The sequence below is a fragment of the Camelimonas sp. ID_303_24 genome (assembly GCF_053543495.1).
In genome coordinates this window covers 1-20,755 of sequence record NZ_JBLLJM010000009.1, presented here as the reverse complement: position 1 = coordinate 20,755, position 20,755 = coordinate 1, and the positions used below count along the sequence as shown (strand labels likewise).

Here is a 20,755-nt window from a genome sequence, read left to right as displayed (position 1 = left end):
GCAGCCTGCGCTGGAGGCCAGCGAAGCGCCTGGCGGCGCTTCAGTCGGTTGGCGCGTCGGTTGCGCCGGTTGTGGCCGTTGCCGGGCGCGCTTCGCCCAGTTGCGCCTCCAGCGCCGCGAGGCGGGCGGCGAGCCGGTCATTCTCCTCACGGGCGGCGATCGCCATGTCGCGCACGGCCTCGAATTCCTCGCGCGAAACCAGGTCAAGCGTCTGGGTCAGGCGGTCAATCTGGCCGCGGGCCACGGCGCCGGCCTCGCGACGCACGCCCTCCGCCGCGCCAATGGCGTCGGTCGCCAGACGGGACAATTCATCAAACAGCCTGTTCGAACCAATCGACATGGTCGTTCCTCCGGCGCGGGGGCTTGCGTGTGCTGACTAGATAGTCGGCGCCGGCGGTCACATCAACCGGCCGCCGGCAACCAGGCAACAAAGCGTCGCCCGCCAACAAAGCGTCGCGAGCCTGGGGCCATGCGCCAGGCCGATGCGCCGCCCTGGCCGGTTCGCGGCGGCTCCTTGCACTCTTCGTCGCCGCCGCCTGGCAATCCGCGCGGCCGCCGCCTTGCAATCCGCGTCCGCAACGCTTGACCTGACGGCGCGCACGGGCACAGTGGCGGCGCGCGCCGGTCTTCCGTAAACCGGGCTGTTTTCGCGCGTGTTTTGCGCCCTTCCTGATCCGAGAGTGCTGGTCCGCCCATGCCTGTCCTGGCCATACCGTTTCCGGTGATCGATCCGGTCATCTTTTCCATCGGCCCGCTGTCGGTGCGCTGGTATGCGCTGGCTTATATTGTCGGGCTGGTCGGCGGCTGGCTTTACGCCCGCCGGCTGATCGCCGCGCCAGGCCTGTGGGGCGAGGTGCGCCGGCCAACCCGCGCCGATCTCGATGACATGCTCGTCTATGTCGCACTGGGCGTGGTGCTGGGCGGCCGCATTGGCTACGTGCTGTTCTACAATTTTCACGAATACCTGGCCGATCCGCTGTCGATCCTCGCCGTGTGGAAAGGCGGCATGTCGTTTCACGGCGGCCTTGCCGGCGCGCTGCTGGGCGTGTGCCTGCTGGCGCGCCAGCGCAAGCTCTCCGCTCTGGCCATGTGCGATGTCGCCAGCGCCGTCGCGCCCATCGGCCTGTTTCTTGGCCGCATCGCCAATTTCATCAACGGCGAGCTGTGGGGGCGGCCAGCGCCGGATGTGCCGTGGGCCATGGTGTTCCCCTATGGCGGCCCGCTGCCGCGCCACCCCAGCCAGCTTTATGAGGCGATTGGCGAAGGGCTGCTGCTGTTCATTGTCGTGTCGATCGCCGTGCGCCTCGCCGGTTTCCGCCGTCCCGGCGTGGTCAGCGGCGTCTTCGCCATCGGCTACGCCATCGCCCGCACGGTCTGCGAGTTCTTTCGCGAGCCCGATCCGCAACTGGGCTTCCTGCTTGGCCGCAGCGTCAGCTTTCTCGAAGGCGGGCTGACCATGGGCATGCTGCTGTGCATTCCCGTGCTCCTCGCCGGCATCCTGCTGCTCTGGCTGGCGCTCTCCGGGCGCACCCGCCCCACGGGCCTGGCGCGGGCGACTGATGAAGCGGCGCGGCAAAAAGCCGGAGGCGCGACGTGACCTCCCGGCCTGGGGGGCCGCCCGCCACCGCGCTGGGGCGCGAGATCGCCCGCGCCATCGCCGCCGAGGGGCCGATGCCTGTCGAGCGCTATATGGGTCTTTGCCTCGGCCACCCCACGCAGGGCTATTACATCACCCGCAATCCCTTCGGGGCGGATGGCGACTTTATCACCGCCCCGGACATCTCGCAGATTTTCGGCGAACTGATCGGCCTGTGGTCTGCCGAGGTCTGGCGGATGATGGGCAGCCCGCGCGAGATCAATTTCGTCGAGCTGGGGCCGGGGCGCGGCGCGTTGATGGCCGACGCCCTGCGCGCCGCCCGCGTGGCCCCGTCGTTCCGCAACGCCGTGCGCCTGAACCTCATCGAGACCAGCCCGGTGCTGCGCCAGTTGCAGCGTCAGGCGCTGTCGGCCGAAGGCGAGCTGTCGTCGATCCCGGTGGCCTGGCGCGACCGCGTCGAGGACGTGCCGGAGGGGCCGATGATCCTCATCGCCAATGAGTTCTTCGACGCGTTGCCGGTGCGCCAGTACGTGCGCGCGCCGGACGGCTGGCGCGAGCGCATGGTGGGGCTGGCGGCGGATGGCGGCCTGACCTTTGGCCTGTCGCCTGAAACCGAGCCGTCGCTGGAGAGCCTGGCCGGCGAGGAGGGCGCGGTGATGGAGTTGGCCGTCGCCGGCCTCAATCTGCTCACCGGCCTGGCCGACCGGCTGCGCCGCTTTGGCGGTGCCGCCCTCATCATCGACTATGGCCATGTGGCCAGCGCCGTGGGCGACACCCTGCAGGCGGTGCGCCGGCACCAGTACGTGCACCCGTTCGCCACCCCGGGCGAGGCTGACCTGACCACCCACGTGGATTTCGCCGCGCTGGCGCGCACGGCGCTGTCGCGCGGCGTCGTGGTGGACGGGCCGGTGGAGCAGGGCTCGTTCCTGCGGGCGCTGGGCGCCAATTCCCGCGCCGAGCATCTGAAGCGCAACGCCCGCGAGCCGCAGCGCCGCGCCATCGACGATGGCCTGCGCCGCCTGACCTCCAGCGACGCCGGCGGCATGGGCGCGCTGTTCAAGGTCATGGCGGTGGCCGCCTCGCAGCTTGGCCCGTTGCCAGGGCTGGCGCCGCGCCGCGAGGCGCCCCATATGCCGCAGCCATCCCTCGTGCGAACCCTGAGGCGACCATGAACAATACAGCGCGGCAACTTGCGGAAAAAATCACGGCGCAGGAGCTCACGGCCGCCTCGGGCGTCCGCCACGGCTTCTTCACCCGCGAGGGCGGCCTGTCGCAGGGGCTTTATGCGTCGCTCAATGGCGGCCTCGGCTCCGCCGATGATCCGCGCTCCGTTACGGAAAATCGCGGCCGCATGGCGGGGGAGCTGGGCGTCGCGCCGGATAACCTGCTAAGTCTCTACCAGATCCACTCCGCCGATGTGGTGACGGCGACGGCGCCATGGCCGGCTACGCCGGAGCTGCGGCCGCGCGCCGACGCCATGGTGACCGCCACCCCAGGCCTGGGGCTGGCCATCGCCACCGCCGATTGCGGCCCGGTGCTGTTCGCTGACGCCCACAACCGCGTCGTCGGCGCCGCCCACGCCGGCTGGAAGGGCGCATTTTCCGGCGTGCTCGAGGCGACGCTCGCCGCCATGGAGGCGCTGGGCGCCGAACGCGCCCGCGTCACCGCCGTGCTGGGGCCGACAATCAGCCAGTCGGCCTATGAGGTGGGGCCGGAATTCATTGGCAATTTCACTGCGGGCGACGCCGACAACGCCCGTTTCTTCCGGCCGTCCGCCCGCGAGGGCCACGCCATGTTCGACCTGCCGGCCTATATTGGCGCGCGGCTGGCGCGGGCCGGCGTCGGCGCGTTTCATGATCTGGCCCTGTGCACCTATGGCGACGAGGCGCGCTTCTTCAGCTATCGCCGCGCCACCCACCGGGGCGAAGCCGACTATGGCCGGCTGATTTCGGCCATCGTCCTTGCCTGAGGCTGCGGCCCCTATTCGCTCACCAGCGCGTCGGGCGTGCGCCAGGCCAGATGCTGGCCGCCGTCCACCGCGATCATCTGGCCGGTGACGCTGCGCGCCTGCGCCAGCCACAATACGGCGTCGGCGATTTCATCCGGACTGATCTGGCGCGCCAGCGGCAAAGCGGCGATCTGGCTGGCGAAATCCTCCTGCGACTGCCGCTCGCTGGCGAGGATGGGGCCAGGGCCCACCGCATTGACGCGGATTGCCGGCGCCAGCGCCTGCGCCATGGTGCGCGTCGCCGTATAAAGCGCCGATTTGGTTAGCGTGTAAGAGAAATTACGCGGAGTCGGCTTCCATACGCGCTGGTCGAGAATGTTGACGATCGCGCCCTGGCTGTCCGGCGGCAGGGCCTGGGCGAAGGCGCTGGCCAGAATCGCCGGCGCCCGCAAATTGACGGCGAACTGCCGCTCCCACAGGGCGATGTCGAGATCGCGCACATCGTCGGCCTCGAACAGCGAGGCGCTGTTGACCAGCAGCGTCAGCGGACCGATCGCCGCCACGGCCTCCCGGATGAGCCGCCCGGTGTCCACGGCGCTTTCCAGATCAGCCCGCACCACCGCCGCCTTGCCGCCCCCCGCGCGGATATGGGCCGCCAGATCGGCGGCCTCCTGCTCGGAGCGGTTGCAGTGAATGGCGACGGCATAGCCCTGGCTGGCCAGGGCCATGGAAATCGCCGCGCCGATGCGCTTGGCTCCGCCGGTTACCAGCGCCGCCCTGGCGGGTTCACGGGGCCTGGCCTTTTCTGTCCAGGCCTGTTTTGCCAAAGCCTGTTTTGCGAAAGCCTGCCCTGTCAAAGTCTGCCCTCCCTGCGCGCCTTGTCCGCCATGCGCCGCTCAACGTGCTTCGCCACCCGCAGATAACGGTAAAACGCGAAGTTCATGGCGGTCATGAAGCCATATACCCCGCGCAAGGCGTGCCGCCTGCCAATGTATGCCTTGAGAAAGTTCGCGGGAAACTCCGCCAGCAGCCGCCATGTCGACACATGGGCGCCCCGCGCGTCCAGATCCGCCGCCTGCATGTCGGTGTAGCGGTTGAGCTTGGCAATCTGGTCGCCGATCGAGCGCACGGAATAATGGTGAATCACCCCGCGCAGCTTTCCGGTGCGCGTTCCTTCGGGCAAATCGACCCGGTCGTGAACCGGAGAGGGGGAATAGCGGCCAACGCTGCGCCGGTACAACCGCACCGGCGCCAGCGAGAAGCCCAGCGGATGCGGCGCCTTCTCGCCCGGAAACATTTCGGCGATGGGGATGCGCCAGGCGTCAAACCGCGGCGCGCCGCGCGCAAAGAGGGCGTTGATTTCATCAACGAGCGCTTCTGGCATAACTTCGTCGGCGTCGAGGTTCAGCACCCAGTCATGCCGGCACTGATCCTCGCCAAAGCGTTTTTGCGCGCCATAGCCGGGCCAGTCGTGGTGAATCACGCGCGCGCCATGGCGGCGGGCCACGTCCTGGGTGCCGTCGGTTGATCCCGAATCAATGACGATCAGGTCGTTCGTCACCTTGCGGGCGGCGTCCAGCGTCGGGCCGATGCGATCGGCTTCGTTCAGCGCTATCACAAACACGGAAATGTGATTTTGTTCCGGCGTCATCATTGTCCTGCCTGGCGGTCGCGCTGCTAGTGCCACGGGGGTGGCGACCCCCGCAAGCACCGGCTCCACATCCGCAGGTTGCGTTGGCCCCCGCGCTGGATCGTTCTTCGGGCGCGCCTGGTGTTGCAAGAATGTCGCCAGTCTGTGGCGCCTGCCTGGATTATGGCGGGCGGGGCGATGAGTTCGTGCGGAGCCGTGGCTGAAAATCAAGTATAAGATATTGATTTTCAATCAAAATGTATCAGATTAACGCCTCCTTAGCCAAGGCGTCACGTTTCGCTCCACTTTGGCCGCATTTTGGGTATGACTGTTGCCACAGGCGACGGGCTACGGCGCATTTGCTTCTGGTTGACGTCAACGACGTCCTCATATCTCCACGCTGATGGCGATATGAGGGCGTCGGCAACCAGGCAAAGGCGCGTTGCCTTGAGCATTTGGGGCGCAACGCCAATCTCCCTGGAGATCCTTGCGTCACGATCTTGCCTCAATACCGGATGGCGCTGTTGCTGGAGTGCTACAGACAGCGGGGCGCAGCTCGGTGTAGGAGCCTATAACTCGCGGTGAGCGGCGCAAGCCCTCCATCGCAAGCAAAAAAACGGAGTGAGTGATGAAAAAGATTCTTCTCGCGGGCGTTGCCGCCGCTACCATGCTGGCCGCTGGTTCCGCTTTCGCTGCTGACCTGCCTTCGCGTAAGTACGCTCCGGTTGCTCCGGTGGTTGTTGCTCCCGTGTTCACCTGGACCGGCTTCTACGTCGGCGTGAACGCTGGCTACGGCTGGAACACCAACAATAACAACAACGCCTGGAACTACTACGCTCCGGTCGCTTCGCAGTACCTGTGGACCGGCGGCGGCTCGAACAACGACGGCGGTTTCGTCGGCGGCGGCCAGATCGGCTACAACTACCAGATCGGCCAGTTCGTGATCGGCGCTGAAGCCGACATCCAGTACGCCGACATGGGCGGCAAGAACCACTTCGGTTACGGCAACCAGGGCATGGACTGGTTCGGCACCGTCCGCGCTCGCGCTGGTGTCGCTATCGACCGCGCCCTGATCTACGTGACCGGTGGTTTCGCCTACGGCGGCGGCGGCAACAACAACAACTACTACAGCTACGGCTTCGCCAACACCGCTGTGAACTACGGCTACTACGCCGGCAACGGTGACAGCACCGCTACCGGTTGGGTCGTCGGCGGTGGTCTTGAGTACGCCTTCACCGACAACATCACTGCCAAGATCGAAGGCCTGTATGTCAGCCTCGACCGCGGCAACAGCAATGTTTACGTGCCGGGCGCCGCTCTTGCCAGCATGTACTACTCCGACGGTCAGAAGAACAACGAGTTCGGCGTTGTTCGCGTCGGCCTGAACTACAAGTTCTGATAATCCGGGGATTTCCCCGCTTTATCTGGAGCCCGGCAGCTTTGCTGCCGGGCTTTTTTTTTTTGTCTGGCGGCCGGACGGGGCGGCCCGCGCGTGAGATACGCCGCGCCCTCTGCGCGCAAGCCAGCATGTGCAGGACGGGCAGGCCCTGTTTCCGGTTTCTCCCCTGTTTCCGGTTCCTCCTGGCGAACTCCCGCCCGGGCCAATGGATTTGACCGCGCAAAGGCGCAGCTCTGCCATGGCAAAAAGTTGCCGGTGAATCTGCCGCAGCGACATGTTCTTTTGGGAGGCGCTCCAGAGCGCAGCCGGCGGGATGTGCGCGCACGGCCCCGGAGCATCAATGACGATGGGCGGTCAGACCGTCGGGCGCGTTGCTTCGAAAGCCGGGACAGCTTTGCCAAAGGCGTCGAGCCAGTTCACCAGCCGGGGATGGGACTGGCGCCAGGCTCCGTCAAAACGCAGGTCCAGATAGCCGAGCGCACAGGCGAGGGCGATCTGCCCCACATCTGGCCGGCCATGGCATGAGGCGCCAGGTTGCGACGGCGGCGAGGCCTCAAACGCGGCCAGGCCGGCGGCTACCTTGGCCGCCTGGGCGTCGACCCAGGCCTGGTGGCGCCGCTCCTCCGGCCGGTAACGCGCCTCGTACACCTGAAGCACGGCGGCCTCGAGAATGCCGATGGCCAGCGCCTGCACGCGCAGCGCCTCATACCGTTCGGCGCCGGCGGGAATAATCAGGCCGCCGCCCGCGACATGATCGAGATAATCTATGATCACCCGCGAATCGTAGAGCGTGCGCCCATCATCAAGCGCCAGCACCGGGATCTTGCCGAGTGGATTTTGCCGCGCCAGCTCCGGGTCCGGCGGCATGACCGTGGCGGGTTGCGTGCGCACGCGGTCGGTCAGGCCGAGCGCGTCGATGGCGATCAGCGTCATCCGGACAAAGGGCGAAAACGGCGATGTGCGCAGCAGCATGGGAACAGTCCTGAACAGACGGCGATTCGATGATCGCGACACAAGGTTCAGGATGAGCGTACGTTGCGGCGCGCCGCCGCGCGATGGGACAATGGTCCCGCCTGGCGCAAAAAGGGCGGGGATCACGCGAGAAAAGGGCTGGCCAGAGAACGCTGGCCAGAATGTTCGTGGAAAGAACCTCCCGGCAAGCAGGCCCGCAAGAGCTGAGGTTCAGCCGTCTTCGCCGGCGATCCACGCGCAGACGGCGCCTCCGCGTCCCTCCGGCGCAAGACGCGCGGCCAGCGCCGGCAGCAGAACCTGGGCTTCTTCATGCAGCAGCCAGGGGGGGTTGGCGATAATCAGGCCGCTGCCATTCAGCCGGTCAGGCGGCCCGCGCCGGTCAATATACAGTTCAAGCCGCAACAGTTTGCGCAGCCCGCTTGCCCGCAGGCGGGCGGCGGCCGCATCGACCGCCGCGCGGTCCTTGACCGGATACCATAGCGCCATGATTCCCGTGGACCATTTGCGCAGCGCGCGCGACAGCTGGTCCACGGCGAACAGCAGTTCGCCAGGCTTCTCGTAAGGCGGGTCAATCAGAACCAGACCGCGCCGCTCCTTCGGGGGAATATTGGCGTTGAGGGCGGTCCAGCCGTCGAGGTGAAGGGCGCGGATGCCTGGAACGGGCTCCAGCGCCTCCTTCAGCAGCTCGTAATCCGCCGGGTGCAGCTCAATCGCCAGGGCGCGGTCGCCAGGGCGCAGCATCTCGCCGACGATCAGCGGCGAGCCGGGAAGGGCGTCCGCCCCATGCCGCCGCCGGGTCTGGGCAAGCGCGGCGCGCCATGGCGCCAGCAGCGCCTCGACATCATCGCTGAACGGGGTCTGCATCAGCCCGACGCCGCGCAGCCATTCGCCAGTGCGGGTCGCTTCATCGGCGCTGAGGTCATAGCGGCCGATGCCGCCATGGGTGTCCAGCACGAAGAATGGCGCATCCTTGCGGCCCAGATGGGTCAGGATGCGCGTCAGCAGGGCGTGCTTCATGACGTCGGCGAAATTGCCGGCGTGATAGACATGGCGGTAGTTCACGCAGCGTTCCGTAAGTGCTGGTTGGCGCCTGACCGGCGGCGAACCTGTTCAGACAAAAAGCGGACTTTGTCTTGCCGACCGGGGCGGCGCGCGCGCCGGACCAGGAGGACTGACGCATTGTCGCGGCAATGCGGGTCGGGGGGGCGCTGCGGTTCTCACGAAAAGTGGATTCCACCTCTCCCGAAAATACTCCAGCTTTCCCGGTTTTGAACGGCCTGTGATCGATCAGCCGCTTTTGGATCACCGAAAAGCGCTCTAGCGCGGCGGCGGCACCTCGAAACCGGCGCGACAGCGCGGCGGCCCCATGTCGCCACAGGGTACGAAATTCCGCAGATCCTTGCTGAAGCAGATGTAGATCTCCTGCAACGCGCCGCGCGCGCAGGAAACGTCGATCATGTCGGCGCGCAGTCGCGGATTGGCGGCGACAAGCGCCCGCTTCAGCTCCATCACATTGCCCCGGAACGGCCCATTGGCCTGCCGGTAATCGTCAGGAATGGTCACGGCGTCGCGGGCGCGGCGCACATCGCGAAAATAATCAGCGGCGGTGTTGCCGGAGCACGTGCCATGCACCCGCCACTCATGACGCGCCAGTCCCTCATCGGGGAAAACCCCTTCGGCGGCGCGCAGCGCCATGCGCGACGGAAACCGCGGCGAGGGCGCGCACTCGGATGGATAGCCATTGCTGGCGTATTGCGGCCACAGCCCGTGCACGACGAAGCCAAGCTTCTGGCCCACATCGCACTGGCTGCGCTGCTTGCGCAGGCCCTCGCGGATGCAGAAGGACGGCGACCACGACAGGGCCAGCACGTAATGATCGAAATTGCCAGGCGCCGCGCCGCGATCGGCGCGCGGCCCGCCGCCCCATTGCGCGCCAGCGGGCGCGCTGGCGGCCAGCAATGCGACGGCGCCAGCCAGGGCCGCGCCACAACGCGCCAGCCAAGGCAAGACCAGCCGAGGCAAGACCAGGCGAGACAAGGTCCTGGCGGCCACGGATCGCGACAGGGTCAAGATACCGGGTCCGCCGGATCAGGGACGGGCCGAGCGGCAGCCCGGCGGATAGGCCCAGCCGCGATCAAGGCCGACGACGCAATAGTTCACGCCATAGGGCTCATAGCCAACATTGAAAATGCCCGGTCCGGGCATTCCCAGCGCTTCGGCCACCGAATAATACACCGTGCGGTGATAGCCATCCGACATCCAGGCGCGGGCGCTGCAATAGCGGCGCGGAATGTAGTCAAGCCCCGCCGGCCGGTCGGCCAGGGTGGTGATGCGGTCATAGCCGGTGATGGTCAGGCTGGAATTCCAGAAATTCGACTCGGTGCGGGCGAATTTGTCGGAAACCTTGTACAGCACCATGTTGTCGGTGCAGCCCGGCAGCACCGCGCTCCACGGTCGGGTGCGGGTTTCTGCCGGAACCTGGTCGCGCGCCAGGGCGGGACCGGCGAACGCGGCCGCCGCCACAGCGGAGGCGCACATGAAAAACAGGGGCGAAAGCCGCTTGAACATGGTCGTTACCCGTCGCAATCAGTCAATATTACCGCCCCGGACCCAGGCTGGCGGGGAACCGGCGACATTGGCTTTCCGCACAAGGCCCGCGCAAAACGCCGCGACCCATGGGAGAGGCAGGCCGCGCCCCAAACCACAAGGTTCCGGTCGCGCCCGCCCGTGAATCGGTTATGCCATGGGCTGTCAGCCATGACCATGCCTTGCGCGCCATGCTTTGCGGCGCGTCGCTTTGGCGCCACGCAGGAGACCAGCGATGTCGGCCACCCTTCCCTGGGAGCTTCCTGCCCGGGAGCTTCCTGAAATCCCCGCACCGTCGCGCGCCGGCCGGTGGGATTTCTGGATCGATCGCGGCGGCACCTTCACCGATGTCATCGCCCGCGATCCGGCGGGGCGCCTGCACGCCCGCAAGGTGCTGTCACAAAGTTCCGCCTGGCGCGATTCGGCGGTGCAGGGCATGCGCGAGCACCTGGGGCTGGCCGCTGGCGCGGCGATTCCGCCCGGGCTGATCGGCGATGTCCGCATGGGCACCACCGTCGCCACCAATGCGCTGCTGGAGCGCAAGGGCGAGCCGACGGCGCTGCTGACCACGCGCGGCTTTCGCGACGCCCTGCGCATCGGCTACCAGGCGCGGCGCGAGATTTTCGCCCGCCAGATCATCAAGCCGGAGGCGCTGTATGGCGTGGTGACGGAGGTTGATGAGCGCGTGCTGGCCGACGGAACCGTTGAGCAGCCGCTGGACGAAGCCGGGGTGCGGCGCGCCTTGCAGGCGTTGCTGGACGCTGGCTGGCGGGCTCTGGCCATCGTCTTCATGCACGGCTGGCGCTGGCAGGCGCATGAGCAGCTTGCGGCGCGGCTGGCGCGCGAGATGGGTTTCGACCAGGTCACCGCCTCGCACGAGGCCTCGCCGATGATCAAATTCGTCGGGCGCGGCGACACCACGGTGGTCGACGCTTATCTGTCGCCGGTGCTCAACCGCTACGTCGCCCAGGTGGCGGCAGAACTGGGCGTCGACGTCCTGAACGGCGCTTCCGTTGATGGCGTGCGGCTGATGTTCATGACCTCGTCCGGCGGCCTCACCGCCGCCAGCCTGTTCCAGGGCCGCGACGCCATTTTGTCCGGCCCCGCCGGCGGCGTCGTTGGCATGGCCCGCACCGGGCTTGCCGCCGGTTTCGACCGGGTCATCGGTTTTGACATGGGCGGCACCTCCACCGACGTGGCGCATTTCGATGGGGCCTCAGCCGGGGAAGCAGGCGTCGCCGATTTCGAGCGCGCCTTTGAAACCGAGGTGGCGGGCGTGCGCATGCGCGCGCCGATGATGATGATCCACACCGTGGCGGCCGGCGGCGGCTCGCTGCTGCGCTTCGACGGCGCGCGGTTTCGCGTCGGCCCGGAGTCGGCCGGCGCTGATCCTGGCCCCATGTGCTACCGCAACGGCGGGCCGCTGGCGGTGACGGACGCCAATGTCATGCTCGGCAAGCTTGATCCGGAGCTGTTCCCGGCGATTTTCGGCCCGGATCGCGACCAGCCGCTGGACGTGGCCATGGTGCGCGCCGCCTTCGCCAATATGGCTGGCGAGGTTGGCGATGGCCGTTCGCCTGAAGAGGTGGCCGATGGCTTCATCGCCATCGCCGTCGCCAATATGGCGGAGGCGATCAAGCGCATTTCCGTGCAGCGCGGCCATGACATTACCGCTTACGCCCTCAACTGCTTCGGCGGCGCCGGCGGCCAGCACGCCTGCCTGGTGGCCGACGCGCTGGGCATGGAGCGGGTGCTGGTTCATCCGTTTTCCGGCCTGCTGTCGGCCTATGGCATGGGCCTTGCCGACATCGCCGCTTCCCGCAACGCCGGCCTCGATATCGCCCTGGACGATGCGGCGCCGGCCGTCATCGCCGGGCTGGCGGACCGTCTCGAAGCGGAATGCCGGGCCGAACTGGAGGCCCAGGGCATTCACAGCCACCTGCGCGCCGCCATCCGCGTGCATGTGCGTTACGCCGGTTCGGATTCGGCCCTGCATCTTCCGTTCCGCCCCGGCGATGACGCCGCCGTCGTGGCCGCCCGCTTCAACATCGCCCACCGTCAACGCTACGGCTTCATCGAGCCGTCGCGCGCTCTGGCGGTGGAGGCGGTGGAGGTGGAATGCGCTGGCGGCGGCGTGGCGGCTGATGCGCTGGCGACAAGTGGGGAAGTCATTGGGGAGGCGCTCGCCCACGCCGCGCCCGTGCTGCGTCGCGCGCGCTTCTTCAGCCAGGGCGCCTGGCGCGACGCCATCGTGGCGCGGCGCGAGGCGATGGCTCCAGGGGCCTTCGCCGACGGCCCCGCCGTCATCGTCGAGCCGAACCAGACGGTGATCGTCGAGGACGGCTGGCGGGCCGACATGAGGGCCAATGGCGATCTGGTGCTGGCGCGCGTGCGGCCGCTGCCTGGCCGCAACCTCCCCGGATCGGCGGTTGATCCGGTGATGCTGGAGATCTTCAACAATCTCTACATGTCGATCGCTGAACAGATGGGCGTGACGCTGCAGAACACCGCCAGCTCGGTGAACATCAAGGAGCGGCTGGATTTCTCCTGCGCCGTGTTCGACGCTGGCGGCAATCTGGTGGCCAACGCCCCGCACATGCCGGTGCATCTGGGCTCCATGGACGCGTCCGTCGCCACTGTCATCGCCGGCAATCCGCGCATCCGCCCCGGCGACGTATTCTGCCTCAACGCTCCCTATAACGGCGGCACCCATCTGCCCGACATCACCGTTTGCACCCCGGTTTTCGACGACAGCCAGCAGGTCATCCTGTTCTGGGTCGCCTCACGCGGCCATCACGCCGACATCGGCGGCATCGCCCCTGGCTCCATGTCGCCGCGCGCCGTCACGATCGAGGAGGAGGGCGTCTATATCGACAATTTCCTGCTGGTCGATCAGGGCAATTTGCGCGAGGCGGAGTTGCGGGCGTTGCTCGCCGGGGCCCGCTGGCCGGTGCGCAACCTCGACCAGAACATCAATGACCTGAAGGCGCAGATCGCCGCCAACGAAAAGGGCGTGGCGGAGTTGCGCAAGATGCTGGCCCATTTCGGCCTGGCGGCGGTGCAGGCCTACATGGGCCATGTGCAGGACAACGCCGCCGCCAGCGTGCGGCGGGTGCTGGCGCGGCTGGCGGACAGCGAATTCGCCGTCGAAATGGACCAGGGCTGCGTTATCCGCGTCCGCATCCGCGTCGACGCAGACCGCCAGGGGGCGGAGGTGGACTTCACCGGCTCCTCGCCGCAGCAGCCAGACAATTTCAACGCGCCGGAGCCGGTGACCCGGGCCGCCGTGCTCTATGCCTTCCGGGTGATGGCGGCGGACGACATTCCCATGAACGCCGGCTGCCTGCGCCCGCTGCGCCTCATCGTGCCGCCTGGCTCCATGCTGGCGCCGCGCTGGCCGGCGGCGGTGGTGGCGGGCAATGTCGAGGTGAGCCAGGCGGTGACCGATTGCCTGTTTGGCGCGCTGGGCGTGCTGGCCGCGGCCCAGGGCACCATGAACAATCTCACCTTCGGCAACGACCGCTACCAATATTACGAAACCATCTGCTCCGGCGCGCCCGCCGGCATTCGCGGCCAGGCTTATGATCCGGCGACAGCAACCATCGCCGATGGCTTCGATGGGGCTGACGCCGTGCACACCCACATGACCAATTCGCGCCTCACCGATCCGGAGGTGCTGGAAAGCCGCTTCCCGGTGGTGCTGGAGGATTTCCATATCCGCGCCGGCTCAGGCGGGCGCGGACGCTGGCATGCGGGCGATGGCGTCAGCCGCACCATCCGTTTTCGCGAGGCCATGGAATGCGCGGTGCTGTCGGGCCACCGCCGGTTGCCGCCGCACGGCCTGGCCGGCGGCCTGCCAGGAGAGACTGGTGGCAACCTGGTGCGTCGTCTCGATGGTCAGGTGGAGCAGTTGCCCGGTTGCGCCGCTGTGGCGCTGGCGGCCGGGGAAGCCATCACCATCATCACCCCCACCGGCGGCGGCTTCGGCGATCCGGCGTTGCGGGGCAAATAACGGGGCGCGGCCGGCGGGGCGTCAGATCAAAAATAATGGCCGGCAAAACGCCGGCCATCCCATGTCGTAATGTGCAAGACGCTCTACGTCATGTCGCTTTACATAACGTCGCCTTGCTTCGGGACGTCTTACTTGCGGATCAGCGTACCGGCGCCGTGGTCGGTCAGCAGTTCCAGCAGGCAGGCGTGCGGCTGCTTGCCGTCGAGGATGACGACGCCCTCCACCCCCTGCTCCAGGGCGTAGATGCAGGTCTCCACCTTCGGGATCATGCCGCCGGTGATGGTGCCGTCGGCGATCAGCGCCCGGCACTGGTCCACCGTCAGCTCCGGCATCAGCTTCTTGTCCTTGTCGAGCACGCCGGGGACGTCGGTGAGCAGCAGCAGACGCTTGGCGCGCATGGCGCCGGCGATGGCGCCGGCGAAGGTGTCGGCGTTGACGTTGTAGGTGGCGCCGTCGGCGCCGTTGGCCACCGGCGCCAGCACCGGCGTCAGCTCCGCCGCCAGCACCGCGTCGAGCACGGCGCGGTTGACGCGCTCCGGCTCGCCAACGAAACCGAGGTCAACGTGCTTCTCGATGTTGGAATCGGTGGCCGTGGTGCGCCCGACCTTGCGGGCGATCACCATGTTGGCGTCCTTGCCGCACAGGCCAATGGCCTTGCCGCCTTCGGCCGAGATGGTGCCGACGATCTGTTTGTTGATCGAGCCGGCCAGAACCATCTCCACCACCTCGACGGTGGCCTTGTCGGTGATGCGCAGGCCGTTGGCGAACTCAGACTTGATGCCCAGCTTGTCGAGCATGCGGCCGATCTGCGGTCCGCCGCCGTGCACGACGATCGGCTTCACGCCGGCCTGCTCCAGCAGCACCACGTCCTGGGCGAAGTCCTGGGCGGCTTCGGGATCGCCCATGGCGTGTCCGCCATATTTGATGACAATGATTTCCTGGTCGTAGCGCTGCATGTGCGGCAGCGCCTGAACCAGAATTTCAGCCTGGGTGAATACGTCGGGAAGTTCGGTCATATGCGCCTGCCGTCAGCCGGATACAAAACACAGCGAATGTCGCGCCGTTTTCAGCACGTTCTGGCGCGCGCGGTCAACGCGCGCCGCGATGTCAGTGCTTATGGCGTGCATGCGTCAGGCTGATGGCGCGGCGGGCTTGCGCGCCGGGACCAGCGCAGAGACGCCGAGCAACGCCCAGCCGAGCATCAGCAGCGTGCCGCCGGTGGGAGCCGCCATGCTGAACAGCGACGCATTTTTCAACGCCCGCATCGCCAGTTGGCCGCTGAACAGCGCCACGCCCACAAACACCAGCATCAGCGCCAGCAGGGCGATGTGACGATGCACCGCGCCGCTGCGCACGATCGCCGGCGCCGCCGCCAGCAAAGGCGCATGGAACAGCAGGAACTGCGCGGCGGTCTTCAGGTTGTCGTCGCCGCTGACGTGGGCGGCGGCCGCCGCTGTCATCACGCCGGCAAGGCCGCAAAGGGCGCCAAGTAACAGCAGGAAACGCTCGGGCATCGCAGGCTCCAGATCTGGCGTTGCTGAAGGATCAGGTTGGCGGAACCGGGTCGAAACCACGCTCGCGCATCAGTTGCACCACGGCGGCGCGCACCTCCTCCACGCCCGCGCCGGAGCGGCTGGAGGTGGCCAGCACCTGGGGAAAGGCGGCCGGGCGGCGGAGCAGGCTCTGGCGGATCGTGGCGATGCGCGCCTCCAGTTCCGATTTTTTCAGGGCGTCGGCCTTGGTCAGAATCACCTGATACGACACGGCGGCCCGATCCAGGCCATCAAGCACGTTGGTGTCGATCTGCTTCACGCCGTGACGCGAATCGATCAGCACGTAGACGCGGGCAAGGCTGGCGCGGCCGCGCAGATAATCCTGGATCAGCCGCGTCCACGCCGCGACCTTGTCCTTGCCCACGGCGGCGAAGCCATAGCCGGGCATGTCGACCAGCGAGAACTGGCCCCATTCCGGGCCAATCCGGAAGAAGTTCAGCTGCTGGGTGCGTCCCGGCGTGTTGGAGGTGCGGGCCAGGGTGTTGCGGCCGGTGAGGGCGTTCACCAGGCTGGACTTGCCCACATTGGAGCGCCCGGCGAAGGCGACTTCCATGCCCTGCATCGGCGGCAGGCCGTCGATTTTGGCTGTCGCCCAGTAAAACTCGGCCGGCCCGGCGAACAGCCGCCGGCCGATCTCCAGGGTGTCGGCGTCAAAGGCTTCTTCCCCTCCGGGCGCGCCGGCGGGAGCTGTGTCAGGCGTGGCCGGCTGTTCGTCGCTCATGCTGGTTCTCCCGTTGCGGGGTCCTTATAGAGCGTTTTCCGGCCAGGAGGATACTCCCTGCCTGGAGAAAACGCGTCAAACCAAAGGGATAGGACGCAACGCTGCTTCAGTGGAAACCGTTGTGCCCCGGGGCGCCGCGGGCCAGCCCCACGGCAACAAAAACTCCCGGCGACCAGGGCCGCCGGGAGTTCTGACCGTCATTGCGCTGGCGCGGCCTCAGGCGTTTTTCGCCTTGCGGTCGAACATCTTCTTCAGATTGTCGAACAGCTCGATCTTCACGCCGTTCTTTCTCATGATGAAGCCCTGCTGCAGCACGGAGAGGAGGTTGTTCCAGCTCCAGTAGATCACCAGGCCGGCCGGGAACGAGCCGAGCGTGAAGGTGAAGATCACCGGCATCCAGCTGAACATCGCCTTCTGCACCGGGTCCGGCGGCTCCGGGTTCATCTTCATCTGCAGGAACATCGTCACGCCCATGATGATCGGCCAGATGCCAAGATGCAGCAGGGTCGGCGGGTTCCACGGAATGAGGCCGAACAGGGTGAACAGGTTGGTCGGGTCCGGCGCGGCCAGGTCGCGGATCCAGCCGAAGAACGGCGCGTGCCGCATCTCGATGGTGACCAGCAGCACCTTGTACAGCGCAAAGAACACCGGGATCTGGATCAGCATCGGAAGGCAGCCCGAGATCGGGTTGATCTTCTCCCGCTTGTAAAGCTCCATCGTCTCCTGCTGCTGCTTCACCTTGTCGTCGGCGTAGCGCTCGCGGATGGCCATCATTTCCGGCTGCACGGCCTTCATCTTGGCCATGGAGGCGTAGGAGCGGTTGGCCAGCGGGAAGAACACCAGCTTCACCAGCACCGTCACCAGCAGGATGGCGATGCCGAAATTGCCGACCAGCCTGAAGATGAAGTCCAGCACGAAGAACATCGGCTTCGTGATGAAATAGAACCAGCCCCAGTCGATCAGCAGGTCAAAGCTCTTGATGCCGTATTTGCGCTCATAGCCGTCGATGGCGGCCACTTCCTTGGCGCCGGCGAACAGCTGCACGGTATCGTCAGCCGAGGCGCCAGGGGCGATGGTGATGGCCGCGCCGCGCACGTCGGTCTGGTAGATCGGCTTGTGCGCTTCGGTGACGGTGAAGCGGCCCTCGAAGGGCTTGTTCTGGTTGGGCGCCAGGGCCGAGGCCCAGTATTTGTCGGTGACGCCAATCCAGCCGCCAACCGTGTCCTTGAAGACCTGGCCGCGCACATTGCCGTAAAGGACGTCGTTCTTGGCCAGGTTGTCGTAGGTCGGCTCCTGCAGGCCAGCCTTGCCGAGCACGCCAACCGGGCCTTCGTGCAGCACGAAATAGCCCTGGGTGTGCGGCTTGCCCCAGCGTGAGATCAGCGAGAACGGATACAGCGTTACCGGCGCGGCGCCGGTGTTCTTCACGCCCTGGCGGACGGAGAACATGGCGTTGTCGTCCACCGAGATCTGGCGCGTGAACACGAGGCCCTGGCCATTGTCCCAGGTCAGCGTCAGCGGCTTGCCAGGCGTCAGGCGGTCGCTGTCGGCGGTCCACAGGGTATTGGCCTGGGGCAGGGCGACCTTGGCCCCGGCCTCGCCGATCCAGCCGAAGTCAGCGAAATACGGGTCTGGCGCGCCAACCGGCTCGAACAGCACGATGATCGGGCTGTTGGGGTTAACGGTTTCACGGTGCTGCTTCAGCGACACGTCGTCGATGCGGCCGCCCATCAGATTGACGGAGCCGGCGATGGCGGGGGTGTCGATCACCACGCGCGGCGACGCCTTCAGGGCGGCTTCGCGCGTCAGGGGGGGGGGCGTCTGCCCGGTCAGGCCGGCGTCCAGCGGCTGCGGCGCCTGGCCCGGCGCGCCAGGCTGGATCGCGGCGCCGGTCTGGGGCTGGCCGGCAACCTGCTGCGCGGTCTGCGTTGCCGGCGGTTTGGCGGACTGGCCCGGCTGACCGAAGAAGTAAGTCCATCCAATCAGCACGGCGATCGACAGGCCGATCGCCAGGATCAGATTGCGATTGTCATCGCTCATGGGCTTTTGTCCGTCTTTTCGTGAACGTCGTTTCCGGGGCCGCGCGAGGCGGTGTCCGGAGGCGCGCTGCTTTTGCCCCGGCGGCGAGCGCCGTTGCGCGGAGATTTTGGCGCGGATGCGCCCTTGCCGCTGGCCAGGGCCGGCGCGGCGTTGCGCAAATCGTCGACAAGCTGCTCAAAGGGGGCGGAGATGGCTTCGCGACGCGCGATCAGCACGAGGTCAAGCGAAGCGGAAGGCCAGGATGCGCTGGCAAGATCAACCGCCGCCCGGAGGCGACGGCGAATTCTGTTGCGTTCAGGCGCGTTGCCGACGCGCTTCGTAACGGTGAAGCCAACGCGCATGCCTGCGCCGCTGTCTGCAGCCGAAGTGCGCATGATGCCCTGAACCGTCATTCGCGGCGTGTGAAAACGGCGTCCCGCCGCCGCCGCGAGAAACTCGGACCGCCTGGTCAGTCTGCGGGCTGGGACCGGGACGCTCGTCACGGGCACAGCCTCCACAGGCTGCGGATCAGGCCGAAAGGCGCTGGCGGCCACGGGCGCGGCGGGCGGCGATGACCTTGCGGCCGCCGACAGTCGCCATGCGCGCACGGAAGCCGTGACGGCGCTTGCGCACGAGTTTGCTCGGTTGATAGGTCCTCTTCACGGCTCATCTCCGGTCGTAAGCGGCTGCGGTTTCGCTCCGCGCCCTCAGCCACACGGTGAGCAACGCGAGCCCGCCTGCGGCGCCGATTAAAATCAGTGGTTAAAAAAGCAAACGGCGCCCACGCGGGGCGCCCGCCAACCCATGGCGGGCTTATGGATGAAGCCGTTTTGAAAGTCAACGCACTCCCGCGGTCGCAACGCCGGCGAAAGGGTAAGCGGGACGCGGCCTTGATGCGCAGCCCATTGTGGCGTTTTCCCGGTCGCGCGCCGCCCCGGCGCCCGGAAATTCATGGTGCGCATCTGCGGCGCCCGCGCTTTCCGGCGGGACCGGCATCCATGGGCGCGCCTGTGGCGCGTCTGCGACGCCTCCTGGCGGCGGCAACCACTGGTTAACCATATGCGAATCGCACCCCGGCGCCGACGACGGCGACAAATGCCGCCAGAGGGCGGCGTTTCCCCCGGAAAGCCGGAAAATTCAATTGATTGACGTAACGTCATCTGACGCCTGGCGCGTGGGGGCCGCCCGGCGACCTTCGCGCCGATTCAGCAGCCATTAGGGGATACGGCGCCATTCCTGACAGCCGGGCGCCCGGATTCTGCGGTCGCCGTCTCGCGGTATCGCAGCAGGTTAGCCGCGAGCCAGGTCCGCGCCGGACACGGGCTGCGGCAACTGGTTTCAGGGGTTCCGGGGCGCATGGCGCCGCCGGGTGGGAGACAGCGCATGCGCCGTTTCGGTGGCCTGGCGGCCGCGGCACTGATTGTACTGCTGGCTGGTTGCGGCATGTTTCCAGGAGAAAAGCGCGCGCCCTGGCGCGGCGAGGCCGAGGCGCAGTGTCTTGCCCGCAAACAGGTGAAGCCCTCCGAATTCATGCAGCCGATGAAGGCGATCAACGGGCCGGGCGCCTGCGGCATGGATTCGCCCTTCCGCGTAACGGCGATTCTCAATGGAACCGTGATGCTGAAGTCCCGCGCGGTGCTGGCCTGCCCGATGATCGCGGCGCTGGAGCAATGGGTGGCGGAAAGCGTCCAGCCGGCGGCGCGCCAGTATTATGGAGTCGCCGTCGCCGAAATCCATTTCGGCTCCTATTCCTGCCGGGGCATGAACAACCGGGCTGGCGGGCGCCGCTCCGAGCATTCCTTCGGCAATGCCGCCGACTTCATGGGCATGACCCTGGCCGACGGCCGCAAGCTGTCGGTGGTCAAGGGCTGGCGCGGCTCGCTGGCCGATCAGGAGTTCTTGCGCACCATTTTCGTCGGCGCCTGCGGCCAGTTCAGCACCGTGCTGGCGCCTGGATCAGACGTCTATCATTACAATCACCTGCACATGGATCTGGCCCGCCACGGGCGCGGCCGCACCATCTGCAAGCCGGTGCTGAAATGGACGCCCATGTCGCCGCCGCCGTTCGAGCCGGGGCCGGGCATGGTCGCCCAGTCCGGCGCGGACAACATCACGCCCTATGACCGGAGCGCGCCGTCGGCGCCGGAGACTGACGTGGAGGCCGCGCACGATCATGAGGCGGCCGGGCAGGGCGCGGCCGGCGAGAACGACGCGAGCGATTATGACGGCGCGCGCCAGGGCATCAATCAGGGGGCGAGCGGCCAAAGCGGTCAGGCCGCCTCGATCAACGACCTGCTGCGCTAGGACTGATCGACATT

19 protein-coding genes are annotated in these 20,755 nt (G+C 67.1%); 6 read left to right on the top strand and 13 right to left on the bottom strand.

Going from position 1 to position 20,755, the window contains the following annotated elements:
- Window positions 1-40 precede the first annotated feature (40 nt).
- A complete protein-coding gene (locus ACERNI_RS10135) occupies window positions 41-340 on the bottom strand; it encodes an accessory factor UbiK family protein (RefSeq protein WP_448833174.1) in 300 nt (99 codons plus the stop codon).
- 354 nt (window positions 341-694) lie between these two features.
- On the opposite strand from ACERNI_RS10135, the gene lgt reads away from it, so the two are divergent.
- From lgt to pgeF, 3 genes are read left to right on the top strand one after another with little or no spacing between them, the layout of a single operon-like run.
- Window positions 695-1,597, top strand: coding sequence for a prolipoprotein diacylglyceryl transferase (gene lgt, locus ACERNI_RS10130; RefSeq protein WP_448833173.1), 903 nt, complete (start codon window positions 695-697; stop codon window positions 1,595-1,597).
- Window positions 1,594-2,769 (top strand): class I SAM-dependent methyltransferase, encoded by a 1,176-nt coding sequence (locus ACERNI_RS10125; RefSeq protein WP_448833172.1) that lies wholly within the window; start codon window positions 1,594-1,596, stop codon window positions 2,767-2,769. The genes lgt and ACERNI_RS10125 overlap by 4 nt, the downstream gene beginning before the upstream one ends.
- Window positions 2,766-3,566: a peptidoglycan editing factor PgeF gene (pgeF, locus tag ACERNI_RS10120; RefSeq protein ID WP_448833171.1), complete on the top strand. Its 801-nt coding sequence runs from the start codon at window positions 2,766-2,768 to the stop codon at window positions 3,564-3,566. Before ACERNI_RS10125 ends, pgeF begins: the two co-directional genes overlap by 4 nt.
- Before the next feature lie 11 nt (window positions 3,567-3,577).
- Here the strand turns inward: pgeF and ACERNI_RS10115 are convergent, their stop codons facing one another.
- Window positions 3,578-4,372, bottom strand: a complete 795-nt coding sequence (locus ACERNI_RS10115; RefSeq protein WP_448833265.1) for an SDR family oxidoreductase — start codon at window positions 4,370-4,372, stop codon at window positions 3,578-3,580.
- A gap of 26 nt (window positions 4,373-4,398) precedes the next feature.
- Window positions 4,399-5,199 (bottom strand): glycosyltransferase family 2 protein, encoded by an 801-nt coding sequence (locus ACERNI_RS10110; RefSeq protein ID WP_448833170.1) that lies wholly within the window; start codon window positions 5,197-5,199, stop codon window positions 4,399-4,401.
- 604 nt (window positions 5,200-5,803) lie between these two features.
- On the opposite strand from ACERNI_RS10110, the gene ACERNI_RS10105 reads away from it, so the two are divergent.
- The gene (locus ACERNI_RS10105; protein ID WP_448833169.1) at window positions 5,804-6,574 is read left to right on the top strand and encodes a porin family protein; all 771 of its coding nucleotides are present in this window, start codon (window positions 5,804-5,806) and stop codon (window positions 6,572-6,574) included.
- 354 nt (window positions 6,575-6,928) lie between these two features.
- Here the strand turns inward: ACERNI_RS10105 and ACERNI_RS10100 are convergent, their stop codons facing one another.
- The 4 genes from ACERNI_RS10100 to ACERNI_RS10085 form a co-directional block, all read right to left on the bottom strand.
- Window positions 6,929-7,546, bottom strand: a complete 618-nt coding sequence (locus ACERNI_RS10100; protein ID WP_448833168.1) for a glutathione S-transferase family protein — start codon at window positions 7,544-7,546, stop codon at window positions 6,929-6,931.
- Window positions 7,547-7,756: 210 nt separating this feature from the next.
- Window positions 7,757-8,608 carry a 23S rRNA (adenine(2030)-N(6))-methyltransferase RlmJ gene (locus tag ACERNI_RS10095; protein WP_448833167.1) on the bottom strand — a complete coding sequence of 284 codons (852 nt, stop codon included), beginning with the start codon at window positions 8,606-8,608 and terminating at the stop codon, window positions 7,757-7,759.
- Between the two features lie 255 nt (window positions 8,609-8,863).
- Window positions 8,864-9,505: a ribonuclease T2 family protein gene (locus ACERNI_RS10090; protein ID WP_448833166.1), complete on the bottom strand. Its 642-nt coding sequence runs from the start codon at window positions 9,503-9,505 to the stop codon at window positions 8,864-8,866.
- Window positions 9,506-9,634: 129 nt separating this feature from the next.
- Window positions 9,635-10,114, bottom strand: coding sequence for a hypothetical protein (locus ACERNI_RS10085; protein WP_448833165.1), 480 nt, complete (start codon window positions 10,112-10,114; stop codon window positions 9,635-9,637).
- Between the two features lie 253 nt (window positions 10,115-10,367).
- Between ACERNI_RS10085 and ACERNI_RS10080 the strand changes: the two genes are divergently transcribed.
- The gene (locus ACERNI_RS10080; protein ID WP_448833164.1) at window positions 10,368-14,144 is read left to right on the top strand and encodes a hydantoinase B/oxoprolinase family protein; all 3,777 of its coding nucleotides are present in this window, start codon (window positions 10,368-10,370) and stop codon (window positions 14,142-14,144) included.
- A gap of 128 nt (window positions 14,145-14,272) precedes the next feature.
- Here the strand turns inward: ACERNI_RS10080 and argB are convergent, their stop codons facing one another.
- From argB to rpmH, 6 genes are all read right to left on the bottom strand, one after another.
- Window positions 14,273-15,160, bottom strand: a complete 888-nt coding sequence (gene argB / locus ACERNI_RS10075) for an acetylglutamate kinase (RefSeq protein ID WP_191319782.1) — start codon at window positions 15,158-15,160, stop codon at window positions 14,273-14,275.
- 114 nt (window positions 15,161-15,274) lie between these two features.
- Complete coding sequence (locus tag ACERNI_RS10070) at window positions 15,275-15,658, bottom strand: DUF423 domain-containing protein (protein WP_448833163.1); 384 nt, start codon at window positions 15,656-15,658, stop codon at window positions 15,275-15,277.
- A 31-nt stretch (window positions 15,659-15,689) separates the two neighbouring features.
- Window positions 15,690-16,418, bottom strand: coding sequence for a ribosome biogenesis GTP-binding protein YihA/YsxC (gene yihA, locus ACERNI_RS10065; RefSeq protein ID WP_448833162.1), 729 nt, complete (start codon window positions 16,416-16,418; stop codon window positions 15,690-15,692).
- 216 nt (window positions 16,419-16,634) lie between these two features.
- Window positions 16,635-18,458, bottom strand: coding sequence for a membrane protein insertase YidC (gene yidC / locus ACERNI_RS10060; RefSeq protein WP_448833161.1), 1,824 nt, complete (start codon window positions 18,456-18,458; stop codon window positions 16,635-16,637).
- Window positions 18,455-18,940 carry a ribonuclease P protein component gene (gene rnpA, locus ACERNI_RS10055; protein ID WP_448833160.1) on the bottom strand — a complete coding sequence of 162 codons (486 nt, stop codon included), beginning with the start codon at window positions 18,938-18,940 and terminating at the stop codon, window positions 18,455-18,457. Before rnpA ends, yidC begins: the two co-directional genes overlap by 4 nt.
- Window positions 18,941-18,965: 25 nt before the next feature.
- Window positions 18,966-19,100 (bottom strand): 50S ribosomal protein L34, encoded by a 135-nt coding sequence (rpmH, locus tag ACERNI_RS10050; protein WP_132008764.1) that lies wholly within the window; start codon window positions 19,098-19,100, stop codon window positions 18,966-18,968.
- Between the two features lie 720 nt (window positions 19,101-19,820).
- Between rpmH and ACERNI_RS10045 the strand changes: the two genes are divergently transcribed.
- Window positions 19,821-20,741, top strand: coding sequence for an extensin-like domain-containing protein (locus tag ACERNI_RS10045; protein ID WP_448833159.1), 921 nt, complete (start codon window positions 19,821-19,823; stop codon window positions 20,739-20,741).
- Window positions 20,742-20,755 lie beyond the last annotated feature (14 nt).

Coding starts and splice junctions, on each gene's coding strand:
- ACERNI_RS10135 (WP_448833174.1), bottom strand. CDS start 340: ATGTCGATTGGTTCGAACAGGCTGTTTGATGAATTGTCCCGTCTGGCG.
- lgt (WP_448833173.1), top strand. CDS start 695: ATGCCTGTCCTGGCCATACCGTTTCCGGTGATCGATCCGGTCATCTTT.
- pgeF (WP_448833171.1), top strand. CDS start 2,766: ATGAACAATACAGCGCGGCAACTTGCGGAAAAAATCACGGCGCAGGAG.
- ACERNI_RS10110 (WP_448833170.1), bottom strand. CDS start 5,199: ATGATGACGCCGGAACAAAATCACATTTCCGTGTTTGTGATAGCGCTG.
- ACERNI_RS10105 (WP_448833169.1), top strand. CDS start 5,804: ATGAAAAAGATTCTTCTCGCGGGCGTTGCCGCCGCTACCATGCTGGCC.
- ACERNI_RS10100 (WP_448833168.1), bottom strand. CDS start 7,546: ATGCTGCTGCGCACATCGCCGTTTTCGCCCTTTGTCCGGATGACGCTG.
- ACERNI_RS10085 (WP_448833165.1), bottom strand. CDS start 10,114: ATGTTCAAGCGGCTTTCGCCCCTGTTTTTCATGTGCGCCTCCGCTGTG.
- ACERNI_RS10080 (WP_448833164.1), top strand. CDS start 10,368: ATGTCGGCCACCCTTCCCTGGGAGCTTCCTGCCCGGGAGCTTCCTGAA.
- argB (WP_191319782.1), bottom strand. CDS start 15,160: ATGACCGAACTTCCCGACGTATTCACCCAGGCTGAAATTCTGGTTCAG.
- ACERNI_RS10070 (WP_448833163.1), bottom strand. CDS start 15,658: ATGCCCGAGCGTTTCCTGCTGTTACTTGGCGCCCTTTGCGGCCTTGCC.
- yihA (WP_448833162.1), bottom strand. CDS start 16,418: ATGAGCGACGAACAGCCGGCCACGCCTGACACAGCTCCCGCCGGCGCG.
- yidC (WP_448833161.1), bottom strand. CDS start 18,458: ATGAGCGATGACAATCGCAATCTGATCCTGGCGATCGGCCTGTCGATC.
- ACERNI_RS10045 (WP_448833159.1), top strand. CDS start 19,821: ATGCGCCGTTTCGGTGGCCTGGCGGCCGCGGCACTGATTGTACTGCTG.